Annotated in this window: 14 protein-coding genes and 1 tRNA gene; 10 read left to right on the forward strand and 5 right to left on the reverse strand. The window is 73.7% G+C overall.

Annotated elements, in window-relative coordinates; genetic code table 11:
- Nucleotides 1–379 precede the first annotated feature (379 nt).
- Nucleotides 380–1,135, forward strand: a complete 756-nt coding sequence (locus ACRYR8_RS11715; protein WP_432484731.1) for a F510_1955 family glycosylhydrolase — start codon at nucleotides 380–382, stop codon at nucleotides 1,133–1,135.
- Between the two features lie 131 nt (nucleotides 1,136–1,266).
- Here ACRYR8_RS11715 and ACRYR8_RS11720 read toward each other — a convergent pair whose 3' ends face one another.
- On the reverse strand, nucleotides 1,267–2,406 hold the full coding sequence (locus ACRYR8_RS11720; protein WP_432484732.1) for a mandelate racemase/muconate lactonizing enzyme family protein: 1,140 nt from the start codon (nucleotides 2,404–2,406) through the stop codon (nucleotides 1,267–1,269).
- Nucleotides 2,407–2,652: 246 nt separating this feature from the next.
- On the opposite strand from ACRYR8_RS11720, the gene ACRYR8_RS11725 reads away from it, so the two are divergent.
- Nucleotides 2,653–3,321 (forward strand): GntR family transcriptional regulator, encoded by a 669-nt coding sequence (locus ACRYR8_RS11725; protein ID WP_432484733.1) that lies wholly within the window; start codon nucleotides 2,653–2,655, stop codon nucleotides 3,319–3,321.
- The gene (locus ACRYR8_RS11730; RefSeq protein WP_432484735.1) at nucleotides 3,318–4,106 is read left to right on the forward strand and encodes an SDR family NAD(P)-dependent oxidoreductase; all 789 of its coding nucleotides are present in this window, start codon (nucleotides 3,318–3,320) and stop codon (nucleotides 4,104–4,106) included. Before ACRYR8_RS11725 ends, ACRYR8_RS11730 begins: the two co-directional genes overlap by 4 nt.
- A gap of 125 nt (nucleotides 4,107–4,231) precedes the next feature.
- Here the strand turns inward: ACRYR8_RS11730 and ACRYR8_RS11735 are convergent, their stop codons facing one another.
- Nucleotides 4,232–4,840, reverse strand: coding sequence for a hypothetical protein (locus tag ACRYR8_RS11735; RefSeq protein WP_432484737.1), 609 nt, complete (start codon nucleotides 4,838–4,840; stop codon nucleotides 4,232–4,234).
- A 303-nt stretch (nucleotides 4,841–5,143) separates the two neighbouring features.
- Here ACRYR8_RS11735 and ACRYR8_RS11740 point away from each other — a divergent pair, with 303 nt between their 5' ends.
- The 3 genes from ACRYR8_RS11740 to ACRYR8_RS11750 all read left to right on the forward strand — a co-directional run bounded on the left by ACRYR8_RS11740 (nucleotide 5,144) and on the right by ACRYR8_RS11750 (nucleotide 9,068).
- The gene (locus ACRYR8_RS11740; protein ID WP_432484739.1) at nucleotides 5,144–5,416 is read left to right on the forward strand and encodes a hypothetical protein; all 273 of its coding nucleotides are present in this window, start codon (nucleotides 5,144–5,146) and stop codon (nucleotides 5,414–5,416) included.
- A gap of 199 nt (nucleotides 5,417–5,615) precedes the next feature.
- Complete coding sequence (locus ACRYR8_RS11745; RefSeq protein WP_432484741.1) at nucleotides 5,616–7,175, forward strand: MFS transporter; 1,560 nt, start codon at nucleotides 5,616–5,618, stop codon at nucleotides 7,173–7,175.
- Nucleotides 7,176–7,964: 789 nt separating this feature from the next.
- A complete protein-coding gene (locus tag ACRYR8_RS11750) occupies nucleotides 7,965–9,068 on the forward strand; it encodes an NAD-dependent epimerase/dehydratase family protein (RefSeq protein ID WP_432484743.1) in 1,104 nt (367 codons plus the stop codon).
- Between the two features lie 105 nt (nucleotides 9,069–9,173).
- Here ACRYR8_RS11750 and ACRYR8_RS11755 read toward each other — a convergent pair whose 3' ends face one another.
- Complete coding sequence (locus tag ACRYR8_RS11755; protein ID WP_432484745.1) at nucleotides 9,174–9,764, reverse strand: TetR/AcrR family transcriptional regulator; 591 nt, start codon at nucleotides 9,762–9,764, stop codon at nucleotides 9,174–9,176.
- A 247-nt stretch (nucleotides 9,765–10,011) separates the two neighbouring features.
- On the opposite strand from ACRYR8_RS11755, the gene ACRYR8_RS11760 reads away from it, so the two are divergent.
- Both ACRYR8_RS11760 and ACRYR8_RS11765 read left to right on the forward strand, forming a co-directional pair.
- Entirely contained in the window at nucleotides 10,012–11,826 is a 1,815-nt protein-coding gene (locus tag ACRYR8_RS11760; protein WP_432484747.1) for an ABC transporter ATP-binding protein, read from the forward strand.
- 282 nt (nucleotides 11,827–12,108) lie between these two features.
- A complete protein-coding gene (locus tag ACRYR8_RS11765; protein WP_432484749.1) occupies nucleotides 12,109–12,921 on the forward strand; it encodes an alpha/beta fold hydrolase in 813 nt (270 codons plus the stop codon).
- Between the two features lie 439 nt (nucleotides 12,922–13,360).
- Here ACRYR8_RS11765 and ACRYR8_RS11770 read toward each other — a convergent pair.
- Nucleotides 13,361–13,433, reverse strand: a tRNA-Thr gene (locus tag ACRYR8_RS11770).
- 97 nt (nucleotides 13,434–13,530) lie between these two features.
- The gene (locus tag ACRYR8_RS11775) at nucleotides 13,531–14,337 is read right to left on the reverse strand and encodes a formate/nitrite transporter family protein (protein WP_432484751.1); all 807 of its coding nucleotides are present in this window, start codon (nucleotides 14,335–14,337) and stop codon (nucleotides 13,531–13,533) included.
- Between the two features lie 187 nt (nucleotides 14,338–14,524).
- On the opposite strand from ACRYR8_RS11775, the gene ACRYR8_RS11780 reads away from it, so the two are divergent.
- Together ACRYR8_RS11780 and ACRYR8_RS11785 are read left to right on the forward strand one after the other, a co-directional pair.
- On the forward strand, nucleotides 14,525–16,051 hold the full coding sequence (locus ACRYR8_RS11780) for a mannitol dehydrogenase family protein (protein WP_432484753.1): 1,527 nt from the start codon (nucleotides 14,525–14,527) through the stop codon (nucleotides 16,049–16,051).
- A complete protein-coding gene (locus tag ACRYR8_RS11785) occupies nucleotides 16,048–16,791 on the forward strand; it encodes an HAD family hydrolase (RefSeq protein ID WP_432484755.1) in 744 nt (247 codons plus the stop codon). Before ACRYR8_RS11780 ends, ACRYR8_RS11785 begins: the two co-directional genes overlap by 4 nt.
- Nucleotides 16,792–16,947 lie beyond the last annotated feature (156 nt).

Below are 16,947 nucleotides of genomic sequence, written 5' to 3' on the forward strand. Positions count from 1 at the left end.
GGGCCGCACGCACCTGCGCTGCCCGCCGATGCCGCGGCCGCCGGATGCTTGCTCGTGGTCGACCCCCGCCCCGGCGCGCACCGCGTGCCCCGGGCACGAACGCAGCCACACGTGCGTTGACGACGGCGTGGCTCTCAGGACTCGACCAGGATCCGCCGGTGCGGCGCAGGACGGGCGCGCGCCGGCACCGTCTCGGCGTCCCCCCGCTCGGCGCGCTCGCCTCTGCGCACTGGCGGCCCTCGTCGGCACGGTTCCGGCAGCCTGCGGTGGTGGTGACGCCGGCGAGGGCGTCGCGCACCACGGTGGCACGCGTCCTGCGAGCAGCGCACCGGCGTCCGCGGGGACCGGCGCCGGCAGCACCGCTCCGGGGGGTCCGGCCGTGACGCTGCCGAGCGCCCACGTCCACGGGGTCGGCGTCGACCCCGCCGACGGGCTGGTCCACCTCGCCAGCCACGACGGTCTGTTCCGGTTCGAGCCGAGCGGTCCCGTGCGCGTCGGTCCGGTGATCGACCTGATGGGCTTCTCCATCGCCGGTCCCGATCACTTCTACGCGTCCGGCCACCCGGGGCCCGGGACCGACCTGCCCGACCCCGTCGGCCTGATCGAGTCCCGCGACGGCGGCGCGACGTGGACCCCGTTGTCCCGCGAGGGCGAGTCCGACTTCCACGCCCTGGACGGTTCCTCCGCAGGTGTGGTCGGTTTCGACGGCGCGCTGCGGGCGAGCACCGACGGCCGGGAGTGGACGTCGCTGGAGCCGCCGGTGAGGCCCTACTCGCTGGCTGTTTCCGCGGACGCCCGCACGATCGTCGTCACGAGCGAGAGCGGGCCCGCGCGCTCCACCGATGCTGGCCGGACGTGGGCGCAGGTGCCGCAGGCGCCGTTGCTGGTGCTGGTGGACTTCGTCCAGGGCGGCAGCGGCGGGTCCGAGGTCGTCGGCGTGACTCCCGACGGCGTCGTCGCGGTCAGCGAGGACGCCGGTGCGACGTGGCGGGACCGCGGCCGGATCGATGGCTCCGTGCAGGCGATCAGCGGGACGCGCACGGACGACGGTGAGCTGCAGGTCGTCGTGGTGGACGGGGAGACGATCCTGCGCTCCACCGACGGCGGCCGGAGCTTCTCGCCCCTGCCCGGCTGAAGCGGAGGCACCGGCCCCACCGCGCAGGTCCTCGCGGCCCGACCCCGGCGAGCACCACGACGCACGAGTCGTGCACCGCTCGCGGGCGGGCCGACGTGCTCAGGCGCGCGCCGGGGGCGGTGGCGGCTCGCTCAGGCTGCGGGCTGCGCGAAGGCCGGGCGCGTGCCGTACCGCTGCAGCGCATCGGCGGCGAGGGTGACCCCGAGCCCGGGGCGGGTGGGGATCCGCAGGAAGCCCTCGGCGTCCAGGTGCCAGCCTTCGCGCACGAGGTCGTCGACGTAGGCGGACCCGGTCTTGTGCTCGACCAGGTCCGTGGCCACCAGCGCGGACGACAGGTGCAGGTCGGCCGCCAGGCCGATGCCGGTGTTCCACCCGTGCGGCACCAGCCGGATGCCCAGGTCCTGGGCCTGCCAGCCGATGCGCCGCGACTCGCTCAGCCCCCCACCCTTGGTCGTGTCGGGCTGGACGATGTCGAAGGCCCGCCGCTGCAGGTAGGGGGCGAAGCTCTGCCTGCGGGTCAGGACCTCGCCACCGCTGATGGGCACCGGTGAAGCGCTGCGCAGTTCGGCGAAGCCCTCGAGGTCGTCAGGGCTCAGGGGTTCCTCGAACCAGGCGACGTCGTGGTCGGCGAGCATGCGGGCCGTCCGCTTGGCCCAGGCCAGGTCACCGGGGAAGAAGGCTTCCGAACCGCCGACGTCGACCGCCAGCAACCGATCGCCGACCGCCGCGCGGGCAGCGGCGACGGTCCGCTCGTCGAGGGCGGTGTCGACGCGCCCGAACTTCCACCACCCGATCTTGAACGCGGTGAAGCCCTCCTGCACGAGTGCGGTGAGGTTCTCGGTCATCGGCCCCACCTCGTCCATCAGCACCGAGGCGTAGGGGCGGACCCGTTCGCGGTGGCGCCCGCCGAGCAGGCGACCCACCGGCTGGCCCAGCACCTGACCGGCGACGTCCCACAAGGCGATGTCGATCGCACTGGTGGCGTGGGTGAGCGCGCCACCACGCCCCATCCAGAAGGCGCTCTGGTGCAACGTCTCCACGATCCGCTCGACCTCCACCGGGTCCTGCCCCAGCAGGTGCGGCCGCAGCAGGTCGACCGCTGCCCGCACCAGGTCCTCGCTGGTGAAGGCGCTGCCGACACCGACGACGCCGTCGTCGGTGTGCACCGCGACCAGGGTGTGGACGACGTCGTCCGGACGCAGCTCGTTGGACCAGCCCCCCTCGGGGGTGGCGCCCCGCAGACCGCACGTCTCGACCCGGGTGATTCTCATGAGCACCTCTCGTCCGCAGTTCCACGCACCGGCGTACCTGCCGCACGGTAACCAGCCACCCGACCGGTTGTCGACAATCGACGATGCGGGTACCGTCCGCAGAGGCGATCACGGCACGTCGCCGCCCGCCGTCGACCACCCGGGCACCCACCCCGGGCCCCGCGCCACCCGACACGACCAGGAGGTCGCCATGTCGCCGGACCGCCACCCCCGTCGGCACCTGCCGCCCACGTGCGGGGTCCGCGCGTGAGCGATCCGTTCCCGCTGCCGCCTCCCGCGCTCGCCTCGCGCCGCGCGGGCGTCGCGGACGTCCTGCGCGAGGCGATCACCACCGGGCACCTGCCCCCGGGGAAACGCCTGACCGAGACGTCGCTGGCCGAGCAGATGGGAACCAGCCGCGCACCGGTGCGCGAGGCGCTGCGGCAGCTGGAGCAGGAGGGCCTGGTGGTCTCCTACCCCTACCGCGGCACGGAGGTCCTGGGGGTCTCCCAGGAGGAGATCGACAACGTGCTCGTGCCCGTTCGCGTGGCCCTGGAGCGCTTCGCCTTCCGCAAGGCGATGCCGCGCCTGAGCGAGGCCGACTACACCCACCTGAACTCCCTCATCGCCGGCATGCGGACCGCTGCGGCGGCGGCGGACGCGGGCCTGCTGGCCGATGCCGACATCCGCTTCCACGAAGCCGTGGTGACCCTGTCCGGTCAGCAGCACTGCCTGCAGATCTGGCGGAGCATCCAGCCGCGCGTCCGCGCCTACTTCCGCCGCGACGCCCGCTGCTACACCGACCCCACCGAGGTCGCGACGCAGCACGTGGCGCTCGTCGACGCCCTGCGCGGAGGCGATGAACAGGCCCTCGACCGCGCGGTGACCGCGCACATCCACACCCACTTCAGCACCGCGCAGGAGGCCGGGCGGTGACCCGCACCGTCCTGATCACCGGTGCCGCCAGCGGTATCGGCAAGGCCACCGCGCTGGGAGCGGCCCGGCGCGGCTGGGCCGTGGCCGCCTTGGACCGCGACGGTGCCGGCGCCGAGCTCGCCGCCGCCGGAGCGGGAGCCCTCGGCGCCCGTCACGTCTGGTGGGGCGAGTGCGACGTCACCCGCGAGGACCAGCTCGCCGACGCGTTCCAGCGCGCCGGCACCGCGCTGGGCCCGGTGGACGCGGTCGTCGCCGGCGCAGGCCTGGAGATCAGCGCCGCGGTCTCGCAGACGTCCCTGGACACGTGGCACCGCGTCCTGGAGGTGAACCTGACCGGGACCTTCCTCACCGTCCGCACCGCAGCGCGAGCACTGCAGGCCAGCGGACGGGCGGGGTCCATCGTCTGCGTGTCCTCACCCTCGGCCTTCGTCGGTTTCGCCGGCGGCTCCAACAGCGCCTACGGCGCTTCCAAGGGCGGGATCTCCGCCTTCGTCCGGGCGGCGGCCCTCGACCTGGCACCCCACGGCATCCGCGTCAACGCCGTCGTCCCCGGCGCCACCGACACGCCGATGCTCTACTCCGGCCTCGACGGCGACGCGCTCGAGGCCGAACGCGCCCGACTGCGCAGTGCCGCCGCACAGCAGATCCCGCTGGCCCGGATGGCCGAGCCCGGCGAGATCGCCCACGCAGCGATCTGGCTGCTCACCGACGAAGCCTCCTACGTGACGGGCAGCCACCTCACCTGCGACGGAGGGCTGATGGCCAAGGGCGCGAACACCTTCTGACCGCCCTCCACGCTCCAGCAGCCGGAACCGCCCGGGTCCCGCTCGACCGTCGTCGGCGAACCCGTCGGCGGTGGAGCGGCGGCCGGACTGCGGGTCGTCGTGGTGGAGGCCGACGGCGGTGTCGATCAGGTGACGCCCGCGGCGGCACCGAGGACCGCGCCGACGGCCGCGCCTGCTGCGAGCTGCGCCGGCGTGTGCGCACTGGCCACCAGCCGCGCCCAGCACACCGCCGGCACCAGCACCAGCAGCGGCACCAGCCACGAGTTCAGCACCGCCAGCAGCACGACCGAGCCGGTGACGACCATCGCGTGCATCGAGATCTTCCACCAGCGCGAGACGACCGCCGCGACGACGCCCATGAGCGCCATGACCCCGAGGAAGACCAGGGAGGAGCCGGAGGCACCCAGCGCCCGGGTGACCACCCCCGCCAGGACGACGAGAGCGGTCACGACGGCCAGGAACCGCGGCCGGTGCCGCCGTTCGTGCAGGAACTTGTCGCCGTAGCGGCCCGAGCGCCGACCGGCCCGGATCAGCAGCCCCGGCACGACGCCGACGAACAGGCTCGTCACCAGCCCCAGCGCGAGCCCGCGCGACCACGGCACGGTGGTCATCGCGCCGACGAGCGGCGGGACGACCACGGCCAGGTTCCACGGCGCCAGGACGTCGTTGACCACGTCGGCCACGCGCCGGGCGCGCGGCGAACGGACACGAGCCCCGCCCTCGGGCGCGCTCACGCGCTCACCACTCCTCCGGCCGGTGACCCGACGGCGCCGCTGAACCGGACCACGCCCGGGTGACCCGCAACCGCACACCGTCTCCTCTCGTCGCCGGCGAGGAGGACCACCCCACCGAGGTCCGGAGCGGCCCGAACACCCCGGACCCCGGGCACGGCCGATCATCCCACCGAGGGCCTGCTCCGGTCCGGTGACCAGGACGGGACCGAGGTCGGTGTTCCGCGACTGCGCGTCCAGGGCGTCGGCGTCCCGCTCGACGAACAGCACCTGCGCGTCCTCGCGGGCCTGCAGGGCCGGAGCGGGGTGCTGCTGCGGCACGGCGACGACGGCGCGTGCCGGGTGCAGCGACCTGCGGGGGCGCGGGTCTCGAAGGGCCGCAGCGGTGCGCGGCTGATCCCCTCCGGCGAGGCCGCCGTCGACTCCCCTCACCCACGCCTCGTCCGCACCGAGAACCCCGGCGACTCCGACAAGCAGGTCGGTGCTGGTGGCCCCCGCTCGGGCGTCGACGCCTGGGCGCCTCAACCGGCGGGCAGGCCGACGACCACGGCCTCGGGGACGGGCCGCCACCCGCGCTGACGGTGAACCGCGAGAGCGACGGCTGCGACGGCGACAGCTCCGACCCGGTCTTCGAGGGCGACGTCGATGCGCACGGATCCGAGGGTGGGCGGTCCAGCCGGACCAGCGCGGTCGGTGAGACACGAGGGAGGTGTGGACGTCACCCATTTACCGACCAAATGGTTTGCAACTCAGACCGTCTGGTCGGTATGTTGCCGCCATGTCCTCCCTGCCCGCCGGGACCGCTGACGCCCCGCACCCCACTCCCCCGGCCCGCCCGAGCGCCGGGCGCGCCGGCGCGAGACAGTGGGCCGCCCTGGCGGCTCTGACCCTCGCCGTGACCCTCCTGGCCGTGGACGGCACCGTCCTGGCCCTGGCCGTACCGTCGCTGACCGCAGACCTGGAGCCGACCTCCACGCAGCTGCTGTGGATCGGCGACGCCTACTCCTTCGCCCTGGCCGGGCTGTTGATCAGCATGGGCACCCTGGCCGACCGGATCGGACGCAAGAAGCTGCTCATGATCGGCGTGACGGGCTTCGGTGGCGCGTCCCTGCTGGCCGCTCTCGCCTCCACCCCCGGCACGCTGATCGTGGCGCGGGTGCTGCTGGGCGTGGCCGGGGCGACCCTGATGCCCTCGACCCTGTCGATCGTGCGCAACATCTTCCCCGACCCCGTCCAGCGCACCCGCGCCATCGCGGTGTGGGCCGCGGGATCCTCCGGCGGTGCGGCCCTGGGGCCACTGGTGGGGGGAGCGCTGCTGGAGAACTACTGGTGGGGCTCGGTCTTCCTGATCAACCTACCCGTCATGGCCCTGGTGCTCGTCGGCGTCGCCGTCCTGGTGCCGGAGTCGCGCAACCCCGCCCCGGGGCGTTTCGACCTCCTCAGCGCGCTGCTCTCGATCGGTGCGATCGTGCCGCTGGTGTGGGCGGTCAAGCACACCGCCCAGGAAGGGGTGGACCTGCTCGGAGGCGCCGCCGTCCTGCTGGGCGCGAGCGCGGTGGTGTGGTTCGTGCGCCGTCAGCGCGGGCTCGAGGACCCGTTGGTGGACGTCACCCTCTTCACCCGTCCGGCCTTCACCGGCACCGTCGTCGCCTCCCTCATCGCCATCTTCGCCTTCAGCGGCCTGCTGTTCTTCTTCTCGCAGTACCTGCAACTGGTGCGCGGCTACTCCCCGCTGCAGGCAGGACTGCGCGAACTGCCGATGACGATCGCCTCGATCGCGGTCGTGGCGGTCGTGGCCGGCGTCGTCAACCGGCTGGGCGTCGGGCGCTCCCTGGGCGCTTCGCTGCTGGTGGCCGCCGCCGGCCTGCTCGTCCTGGCCGCCGGGGAGAGTCGCCCCGGTTACGGTGTGCTCGCCCTGGGCCTGGTGATCATCGGCACGGGCGTGGGGATCACCTTCACCGTCTCCGTCGACGCGATCCTCAGCGTCGTGCCGCGCGAACGCGCCGGTGCGGCCTCAGCCATCTCGGAGATGTCCTTCGAGCTGGGGCTGGCGCTGGGCATCGCGCTGTTGGGCACCCTGCACACCCTGCTGTACCGCGCAGCACTGCCGCAGTTCCCGAACCTGCCGCGCGGCGCGGTCGAAGGCGTCGAGGAGTCCCTGGCCAACGGCACCCGAGCCCTGCAGGGTCTGGGTGGGACCGGCGAGCTGGCCCTGGCCGCGGCCCGACACGCCTTCACCGAGGCCATGCAGACGACGTCCGTCATCGCCGCCGCACTGCTCTCGATCGCCGCGGTCGTCGCGTGGCGGGTCGTGCCCTCCGCCGCGCGACGCCCCTGACGGTGCGGGTGCGGCGGACCTGCGCGAACCGACGACACCCGGCAGCACGGCGAGGGCGCCGCGACGAGACGTCACCGGAGGAGGTGACGGCGGGGACGGCCCGGGGACAGCGGGCCGTCCCCGCCGTCGCGCGTTCCCACCCCGCGACCGGCCACACCCGGGCGCCCGGTCGTCGGGCCCCGATCCGGGTGACCGGCTCCGCGGTGTACCTGGTCGAGCGAGCCCGAGCAGGAGGTCCCGGACCCTCCGGCACAGCTCGCGCGACCAGGTTCCCGGCGAAACCCGCAGCCCGCGATCCCGTCGGCCACCCGGCAGGCCGGTAGCGACTGCTGCGGGTGGAGCCCGTCGCGACGTGGTGCGAGCAGGACAGTGAACTCCCGCCCCTGCCGGTGCGCCTCCCGGTCCGGCTCCCGCAGTTCTCGATGCAGGTTCGTCACCGGCTCCGGGTGCGTCGTCGCGAGGCGCTCCGAGCTCCCCAGGCGCGCACCGCCGCCCTGACCTGCAAGGAGATCCGCTCGGCGTCGACCGACTGCACCCCTCGCCGCGCCACGATCCGGCGCACCGCCCACTTCAGCAACGACCGCACCGAGGAGGGCAGCGGGCGGGATCGCCCCCCTCCGCCGCCCTCCAGTCGCCACACGCGCACGGGGACCGAGGGGACGTTCGGCGTGCGGGAACGCCCTGCGAGGAGCCGGCGCGAGGTCAAGGGTGCCGGGGGGTTCTGGTGCTCGTTCATCATGCGGCTTACTATACCGACCAGACGGTCTGCTAAACCTGGAACGAGGAGTCATGACAACCCCCGCACCCGCCGCTGACCGCACGCCGCGCGGCGCGCACTGGAGCGCCGCCCTGGACCCCGTCCTGGTTCTCGGCGGCACCGGCGTCGTCGGGTCCGCCCTGACCCGCCACCTGCGCCGACTGCACCCGAACCTGCCCCTCGCCATCGGCGCGCGCGACGCCCGACGCCTGGAGGCCGCCAGCGCCGCCGTGGACTGCACCGAACCCTTCGCCGTCGACGTGACGGTTCCAGGACTGCTGCTGCCCGCCCACCGGAGCTTCTCCACGATCGTCGCAGCGGTCCCCGACGCCGGCCACCACGCCCAGCGCCACGCCCAGCGCCTCGGCGTCCCGTTCGTGAACCTCGCGGGCGGGATCCACACCATCGCCCAGGAACTCACCGTGCACCTGGCCGACCCCGGATCGAGCACCGTGGTGCACGCGAGTTCTTGGGCCGCCGGCATCGTGTCCGCCCTGACGCTCCGCTCGGCGAGCCACCTGCACGACCTGACCGTCGCCACGCTCGTCGCCAGCATCGATCCCCACGACGAGCTCGGTCCCGCCAACGACGAGTCGGTCATGGCCGAGATCGCCGGGGCCCACCCCCTACCGCTGACCGCCAACGGGGGTGGATGGTCCTGGACCCGCAAGCGCACCCGCTCCCGCCTCACCTTCGAGACCGTCAGCGGCGATCGGGCCAGTGCGCGCGAGTTCAGCTCCGTCGACGTCCTGGTGCTCGGCGACGCTCTGCGTCCGGCCCGCACCCGCTTCGCCATCGCCGTGGAGGACTCCAGCTGCACCCTCATCGGGCAAGACCCCTCCCACGACGTCGTCGTGCTGCTGCGCGGGCGCAACCGCCACGGCGCACCGACGGTCAACCGCTACGACCTCGTCCACCCCGGTGGCCTGGGCGACCTCACCGGCCTGGGGGCGGCGCTGCTCGTCGAGCGCCTGCTGGGCCTGGACGGGGGCCTCCCCCCCGACCCGGGGTTCCACTACTCGGACCACCTCCTCCACGGCTCGCACGTCCTGCGCCGCCTGAGCGAGGTCGACGCCCGGTTCACGCGATCGGTGCACCCGGTGTCGGGCGCGGCGGCCACGGCGAACCCGGCCTGACCGGATCCGCGGGAGCGGGCGATCGGGGCCGGCGGTCGGAGCCGGCGGTCGGGGCGAGGCCCTGACCGCCACCCGCTCACGCACGCGGCCGCGACCCGCGCGCACCTACGCGACGGTGCGCGGCTCGACCTCGACCAGCGGCCCTTCGGCGCGGCTCAGGGCCAGCAGCAGCTGGCGGGTGCTCTCCAGCTCCGCGGCGTCGCTGCTGCCCTCGTACAGGGTCGCGATGCCGGCGCCGTCGGCGGCCCGCACGATGAGCGTGACCCGCTGGGGGTGCAGGCCGTCATCGGCGAACTCCTCCTCCCAGCGCCGGGTGTCCTCGCGCAGCAGCTCGCCGACCCCGGGAACCACGGCCAGCGAGGCGATGACGAGCGCGTGCTCGGCCACGGGGGTCCCGTCGAGCAGTTCGTCGAAGGTGGCGTTGACGTAGCCGCGCACCAGCCGGCCCCGCGCGTGGTCACGCGGGTCGATCGCCGCGTGGACCGCGGCGCGGAACCGCTCCACCAGGTCCTCGGCGAGGGAGAGCAGCAGCAGGTCGCGGGAGCGGAAGTGGTGCAGCAGACCGCTCTTGGAGACCCCGGCCAGCTGGGCGACGGAGTCGAGACTGACTCCCACGCCCTGCTCGGCGACGACTCGCGCGGTCGCGTCCAGCACCAGCCGTCGAGTCCTGGCGGTGTCGCGCTCCTTGCCCGGCAACCGGTCCCCCCGTCCACGGCCCTCAGGAGGCCTGCTGCGGCACTCCCGACGAGCGCGTGCGGCACCAGACTAATACCGACCAAATGGTTTGCAATACAGCCCAATTGGTCGGTACAGTCGGGTGCCGGTGCCCGCTCGGTCGCACCGATCCACTGCGCCCCGGATCTCGGCCCACCCCCTGCTCGCTGCCGATCAGCACGCGAGCACCGCTGCCGCACGGCGCCCCACCTTCGGAAAGGGACGGACCGTGAACCGTGCAACGCGCACCTCCAGCCTGGCGGTGCTGTGGGAGTTCGTGCACCCCCACCGGCGAGCCCTGGCCCTGGGCCTGGTGCTCGGGCTGTCCTCGACCGGCGCAGCGCTGGCCCTGCCGATGGTGACCAAGCGCCTGCTGGACACCCTGGGCACCGACGCCCCCCTGACCCCGGCCATCACCCTGCTGGTGGTGCTGCTGGGAGCGGGATCCCTGCTGGGGGTGTGGCAGTGGATCCTGCTGGGAACGCTGGCCGAGCGCGTGGTCCTGCAGGCGCGCACCTCGATGGTGCGCCGCTACTTCGCCGCCCGCCCCGGTGCCCTGACCCGGCGCAGCAACGGGGAACTGGTCACCCGCGTCACCTCCGACACCGTCATGCTGCGCGAAGCCGCCTCCTCCGGTGTCATCGAGATCATCAACTCGATCGTCATGCTGGTCGGCACGATCGTGCTCATGGCTGTCCTGGACCGCGTGCTGCTGCTGTCCACTGCGGTCGTCCTGACCGTGGTCGGCGTCGTCGTGGGTGTGCTGCTGCCCCGCATCGGCCGGGCGCAGGAGGCCGCCCAGGCCTCCCTGGGCGAACTCGGCGGAGCACTGGAGGGCGCCCTGCGTGCGGTGCGCACGGTCAAGGCCAACCGTGCCGAGGACCGCCAAGTGGGCACGATCCTGGGCAAGGCCCGTGACTCCGCCGAGCACAGCGTGCGCGCGGTGCGCATCGAGGCCCTGACCTGGACCGCCGGGACCGCCGGCGCCCACCTCTCCGTCATCACCGTGCTCGCCATCGGCGCCTGGCGCATCGACGCCGGCCTGCTGAGCGTGTCCAGCTTGGTGGCCTTCCTGCTGTACGCCTTCGGCATCGTCGAGCCGGTCACCGGCCTGGCCCGGGAACTGGGGCAACTGCAGGCCGGCACCGCCGCGGCCCGCCGCATCCGCGAGGTGCAGCAGCTCGAACTCGAAGAACCCGAGACCACGGAACCCCGCCCCGCCCGCAGCGACCGCCCCCTCCGTGCCGCGACCACCACCGCCGCAGCGCCCACGGCCGCTGCGAGGACCACGTCATCGGCGGACGCACCCCTGCTGGCCCTCAAGAACGTCACCGCCCGTCACCTGCCCGGTGGGCGCGCCGCCCTGACCGACGTCTCGCTGGAACTGCCGCACCACGGCCGAGTGGCGATCGTCGGCCCCTCCGGAGCGGGCAAGACCACCCTGTTCGCCCTGCTGCTGCGCTTCCTGACCCCTGAGCGCGGAACCGTCGAGCTGGAGGGCACCAGGTACGAGGACCTGACCTTCGAACAAGTGCGCCGCTGCTTCGCCTACGTCGAGCAGGACAGCCCCCTGGTCCCCGGCACGCTGCGCGAGAACCTGCTGCTGCCCGACCCCTCGGCCCCCGAGCACGGCCTGTGGGACGCACTGGCTGCCGTGCAGCTCACCGAACGGGTGAAGACCCTGCCCGAAGGCCTGGACACCTCGCTGAGCGCCACCGCCCTCTCCGGCGGGGAACGTCAGCGCGTAGCCCTCGCGCGGGCGGTCCTGCACGCACCTCGCGCGCTCCTGCTGGACGAGGCGACCGCGCAACTGGACGGCCTCACCGAAGCGGCCGTGCACGACGTCATCGCCGACCTGGCTCGCGACCGGCTCGTGGTCACCATCGCTCACCGCTTGTCCACCGTCATCGATGCCGACCTCATCGTCGTCGTCGAAGCGGGCCGGATCCGGGGCAGCGGCACCCACGAGCAGCTCCTGCACGCGGACAGCCTGTACAGGGAACTGATCACCGCCCTGCGCATCACCGCCCCCAGCCACCGGTGAAGACCACGTCGGTACGTCACCGCCGACGTGCTCGACCCACGGTCCACGCAGTCGGCACAGTCCTCCCGGAGCAGCATCGATGCCCCCACCGAGCACTTCGGGCGTCACGTCCGCACCGAGGGTGGACATCACCGGACCGAACGAGGCGCGGTCCGCCCCGGTCGGTCCGGACCCCAGGGGTTCCGAGCCGAGCGGCGCCGCTCGACGAGCTCTGCGATGAGTCCGCGGCACGACGGCGGTCTACGCAGCGGTCAGCTCACACAGACACGCGAGGAGCACACCATGACGACCACGACCACCGCTCCCGGTCGCTACGCCGACGTCAACGGCGTCCACCTGCACTTCGAGACGCACGGCAGCGGGCGCCCGCTGGTCCTGCTGCACGGCGGACTGGCGTCCGGCGAGATGTTCGCCCCGCTCCTGCCCGCGTTCACCGCCGACCACCAGGTGGTCCTCGTCGACCTGCAGGGACACGGCCGCACCGCGGACGTCGACCGGCCGCTGGACGTGCGGCTCATGGCCGACGACGTCGCCGCGCTGATCGAGCACCTGGGCATGGACGAAGCAGACGTGGCCGGGTACTCCCTGGGCGGCAGGGTGGCGCTGCAGGTCGCGATCCGGCACCCCGGCGAGGTGCGCCGCCTGGTCGCCGCGTCGGTCACCATCCGCCGCGACGCCTCCTACCCGGACGTCCTCGCGCAGCAGGAGCAGGTCGGTGCGGCCGCCGCGGAGCTCATGAAGGGCACCCCGATGCACGAGCTGTACCAGCGGGTCGCGCCTCGCCCGGAGGACTTCCCACGCCTGCTGGACAAGATCGGCGCGGCGCTGGCGCAGGACTTCGACCTCACCGACGACGTCCGCGGGCTCGCCGTGCCGACGCTGATCATGGCCGCCGACGCGGACATGGCCCCGCCGAGCCACTTCGCCGAGGTCTTCGGGCTGCTCGGCGGCGGCCAGCGCGACGGCGGCTGGACCGGCGAGGGACGCCCCGGGGGCGGCCACGCACTCGCCGTCCTCCCCGGCCTGACGCACTACGACATCGCCTCCTCCCCGCTGTTCGCCGCGACCGTGCTCGCGTTCCTGGACCGCGACTGACCGTCCCCGAGCTGCTCGCACGTGAACCGGGTTCCGCGCACCACCGACCGCTCGACGACCTCGTCACCCCCTCGCACGGGCAGCAGCGAGCCCCGGGACCGGCGCGCCGGCGCCGCAGCCCGGGGCCTCCTGCTGCCCGGCCCGCGGAGCGGGCCCTCGACGGAGCGCGGGAACCACTCGTGGACGAGCTGCCCGCCGACCACCGACGAGGCCGCCACGGTGCTCGGGGTGAGCCGGTGACAGGTGCACGAGCTGATGGCCGGCGGGCAGCTGCCGCCGGTGCACACCGGCGAGCTGCGCCGCACCCGCCGGGAGGCGGCGACGTCGATGCAGTCGGCGCCGCGGGGTGAGGAGCCGTGACGATCGTGCCGATCGGGGCCTTGGCTGCACCCCGACACCCGATCGAGGTCGCGCCGAGCGCTTCCGCAGGTCGGAGGAGAGCCGGCACGGGGACTCGAACCCCGAACCGCCCGATTACAAGTCGGGTGCGCTACCAGTTGCGCCATGCCGGCGTGCCGGGCCGCGAAGCCCGGCACGCCGATCGTAGCCGCCCCGCGCACCGGCCGACCGGTCGGCGGGTCCACGCGGCCGCGGGCGCGTCGCCGCTCCTCAGGACGCCTCGCGCTGCGCCTCGGCCACGCGGTGCGGCACGCGCAGGAGCCGCAGCGCCGTCACCAGGACCAGCCCACCGACCAGGTTGCCCAGGGCGGACCAGCCCAGGCGCGGCAGCCACTCGCCGTAGCCGAAGTCCGACCCGGCGTGGATGGCCGCGAACATCAGCAGCGAGTCCAGGACCGAGTGGAACAGCTGACCGCCCGCCAGCAGCGCACCGAAGAGGATGGCGGGCACGATGCGCACCCCGATGCTCTCGGTGCTGTGCTGCATGCGCGTCATCAGGGTGATCACCACGCCGGCGAGGGCGGCGAGCCAGAACGACTGCCAGCCGATGGGCAGGTCCGCGTAGTGCGTCCCGGCCTCGATCGCCGTGGCCTTCAGATCGGGCAGGCCGCCGATCACCAACCAGGTGATCACCCAGCCACCCGCGAGGTTCGCGAGCAGGGTCACCCCCCACAGGCGCAGCAGGCTCACCACGCTCCCCTCCCGGGCGACGACGGCGGTGACCGGCACGAGGAAGTTCTCCGTGAACAGCTCGCTGCGCGCCAGCAGCAGCGCCACGAACCCGATGGAGAACGCCAGGCCCGCCAGCAGGTGGCTGTCGGTGGCGTCCAGCACCAGCAGGTACGCCAGCACACCGGTGCCGATGTCGATGCCCCCGAGCAGCCCGGTGCTCAGCAGCGGCAGGAACGGGCGGTCGAGGCGCTCGCTGCCCTCGCTGACGAGCCGGTCGAACGCCTCCTCGATCTCCTGCTCCGGGTGGGGCGGTTCAGCGGTGGGGGCCGCGGACTGATCGGTCACGGGGGTCTCCTGGGGGTCGGTGGGCGGTGCACGTCCACCCGGTCCTCCCCTACCCTCCCCGGCCGGAGTGATGCACCCGCCGCCGCGTCGGGTGGGGTTTGGACGCCGCACCGCCGGGTACGAGCCGAGTGCTCCAGCAGGAGGGCGCACACGACCCGCACCGCGGGCACCTCTGGAAGGAGCCGCGTTGGCTGATGCACCGACCCCCGGTCACGACCGGGCCGTCCCCCTCTCGGACCGCACGCTGCACGACCTCCCCGACGCCGTGGCGGTGCCGGGCTACGACCGCGCCGCGCTCGTGCCGTCGGTCGTCCACATCGGCGTCGGTGGCTTCCACCGCGCCCACCAGGCCGTGTACCTCGACGAGCTGGCCCGGCGCGGGCACCGCGGCTGGGGCCTGGTCGGGGTCGGGATGCACAGCCCCCAGATCGGCGAGGTGCTCCAGGCGCAGGACCGGCTCTACACGGTCGTCGAGCGCGGTCCGCACGACGAGCACGCCCGCGTGGTGGGGGTCGTCACCCGCTACCTGCTGACCGCGGACGACCCGGGTGCGGTGCTGGACGTCCTGGCCGACGAGCGGACCCGCCTGGTCACGCTGACGATCACCGGCACCGGCTACCGGATCGACCCGCACACCGGGGAGTTCGACGCCGACGACGACGCCCTGCGCGCCGACCTGGACGACCCCGGCCGGCCCGGCACCGTCTTCGGCCTGCTCACCGAGGCGCTGGCCCGCCGGCGCAGCGCCGGCAGCGGCCCGTTCACGGTCCTGTCCTGCGACAACATGCAGCACAACGGGCACGCGGCCCGCACCGCCGTCGTCTCCTTCGCGCGGCTGCGCGACGAACGGCTGGGCGGCGACCTCGCCGGGTGGATCGAGGAGAACGTCACCTTCCCCAGCTCGATGGTGGACCGCATCACCCCCACCACCACCCCCGAGGAGCGCGACGCCGTCGCCGCCTCGACCGGGGTGGACGACCGCTGGCCGGTGATCACCGAGCCGTTCACCCAGTGGGTCGTCGAGGACTCCTTCTGCGCCGGCCGCCCGCCGCTGGAGGAGGTCGGGGTGCAGTTCGTCGAGGACGTCACGCCCTACGAGACGATGAAGACGCGCCTGCTCAACGCCAGCCACTGCGCGCTGGGCTACCTCGGCTACCTCGCGGGGTACCGGACCATCGACGAGCTCCTGTCCGACGAGGTCTTCCGGGAGTACCTCGTCCAGCTCATGCGCGACGAGATCGTGCCGCTGCTCCCGCCGGTGCCCGGCATCGACCTCGACGAGTACCAGCGCACCCTCGTGGAGCGCCTGTCGAACCCGCGGATGGGCGACCAGCTCCTGCGGCTGTGCCGGCGCGGGTCGTCCAAGATGCCGAACTACGTCTTCCCGTCCCTGCGGGCCGCGCTGGAGCAGCACCGGCCGCACCAGCTGCTGGTGCTCGCCGTGGCGGGGTGGATGCGGTTCCTGCGCGGGTACGACTACGCCGGCGAGCACATCCCCGTGGAAGGCCCGCTGTCGGAACGGCTCGTGGACCTCGCCAGGGAGGGGCACGTGGAACCCGACTCGCTGCTCAGCGAGCGCAAGGTGTTCGACAGCCTCGCCCGGGACGAGCACTTCGCCGCCTCGGTCGAGGTGGCGCTGCGGGCCCTGGAGGAGCAGGGTCCACGAGAGGTGATCCAGCTGTACCTGACGCTCGACGAGGAGGGCGCCGCGTGACCGACCGTTCCACCGACCTCGACCCCACCGGGGTCACCACCCTGCTGTGCGACGCCGACGGGACCCTGTTCCCGTCCGAGGAACCGGCGTACGCCGCGTCGGCGGACGTGACGAACCGCTTCCTGGCCGAGCTGGGTGCCGAACGGCCGTACAGCCCCGCCGAGCTGCAGGCGATGACCAACGGCAAGAACTTCCGCGCCGCGGCGCAGGAGCTGGCGCGCGGCTACGGGCGGGACCTGGCTCCGGGCGACCTGGAGCAGTGGGTCGCCGAGGAGAAGGACGTGGTCACCGCCCACCTGCGCACGGTGCTGGGCGAGGACCCCGCGGTGCACGACCCGCTGGTCGGCCTGGCCGAGCGGTTCACGCTCGCGGCCGTGACCTCCAGCGCGGCCTCCCGCCTGGACGCGTGCCTGGAGGTCACCGGCCTGGCCGGCTTCTTCGACGCCGGGCGCCGCTACAGCGCCGAGGACTCGCTGCCCGAGCCGACGAGCAAGCCCGACCCGGCGGTGTACGTGCACGCCGTCCAGGACCTCGGCATCAGCCCCGACGAGGCCGTGGCGGTCGAGGACTCCATCAACGGGGCCCTGTCAGCGGTCGCCGCCGGTGTCCGCACGATCGGCACGGTGCAGTTCGTGCCCGAGCACGAGCGCGAGGCCCGCGCCGGCGCCTTGCGCGAGGCCGGGGCGCTCGCGGTGGTGTCGTCCTGGGACGAGGTCGTCGGGCTCCTGGCCCGCGACTGAGCCGGCGGTGCGCCGGGCCACCGGCCAGCGCCCGAGACCTGACGCACCCCCCGGGCTGCTGCCGGTGTTCGCGCGCGACGAGGAGATGCAGGCCGTGCGGCTGGGACCGTCCTGCACCCAGGTGGAGCAGGAGGTCCTCGACGACGACGGCGAGGC

The sequence above is a fragment of the Kineococcus esterisolvens genome, from assembly GCF_050871405.1.
GTDB lineage: Bacteria > Actinomycetota > Actinomycetes > Actinomycetales > Kineococcaceae > Kineococcus.

Coding starts and splice junctions, on each gene's coding strand:
- ACRYR8_RS11720 (WP_432484732.1), bottom strand. CDS start 2,406: ATGAGAATCACCCGGGTCGAGACGTGCGGTCTGCGGGGCGCCACCCCC.
- ACRYR8_RS11745 (WP_432484741.1), top strand. CDS start 5,616: ATGTCCTCCCTGCCCGCCGGGACCGCTGACGCCCCGCACCCCACTCCC.
- ACRYR8_RS11750 (WP_432484743.1), top strand. CDS start 7,965: ATGACAACCCCCGCACCCGCCGCTGACCGCACGCCGCGCGGCGCGCAC.
- ACRYR8_RS11765 (WP_432484749.1), top strand. CDS start 12,109: ATGACGACCACGACCACCGCTCCCGGTCGCTACGCCGACGTCAACGGC.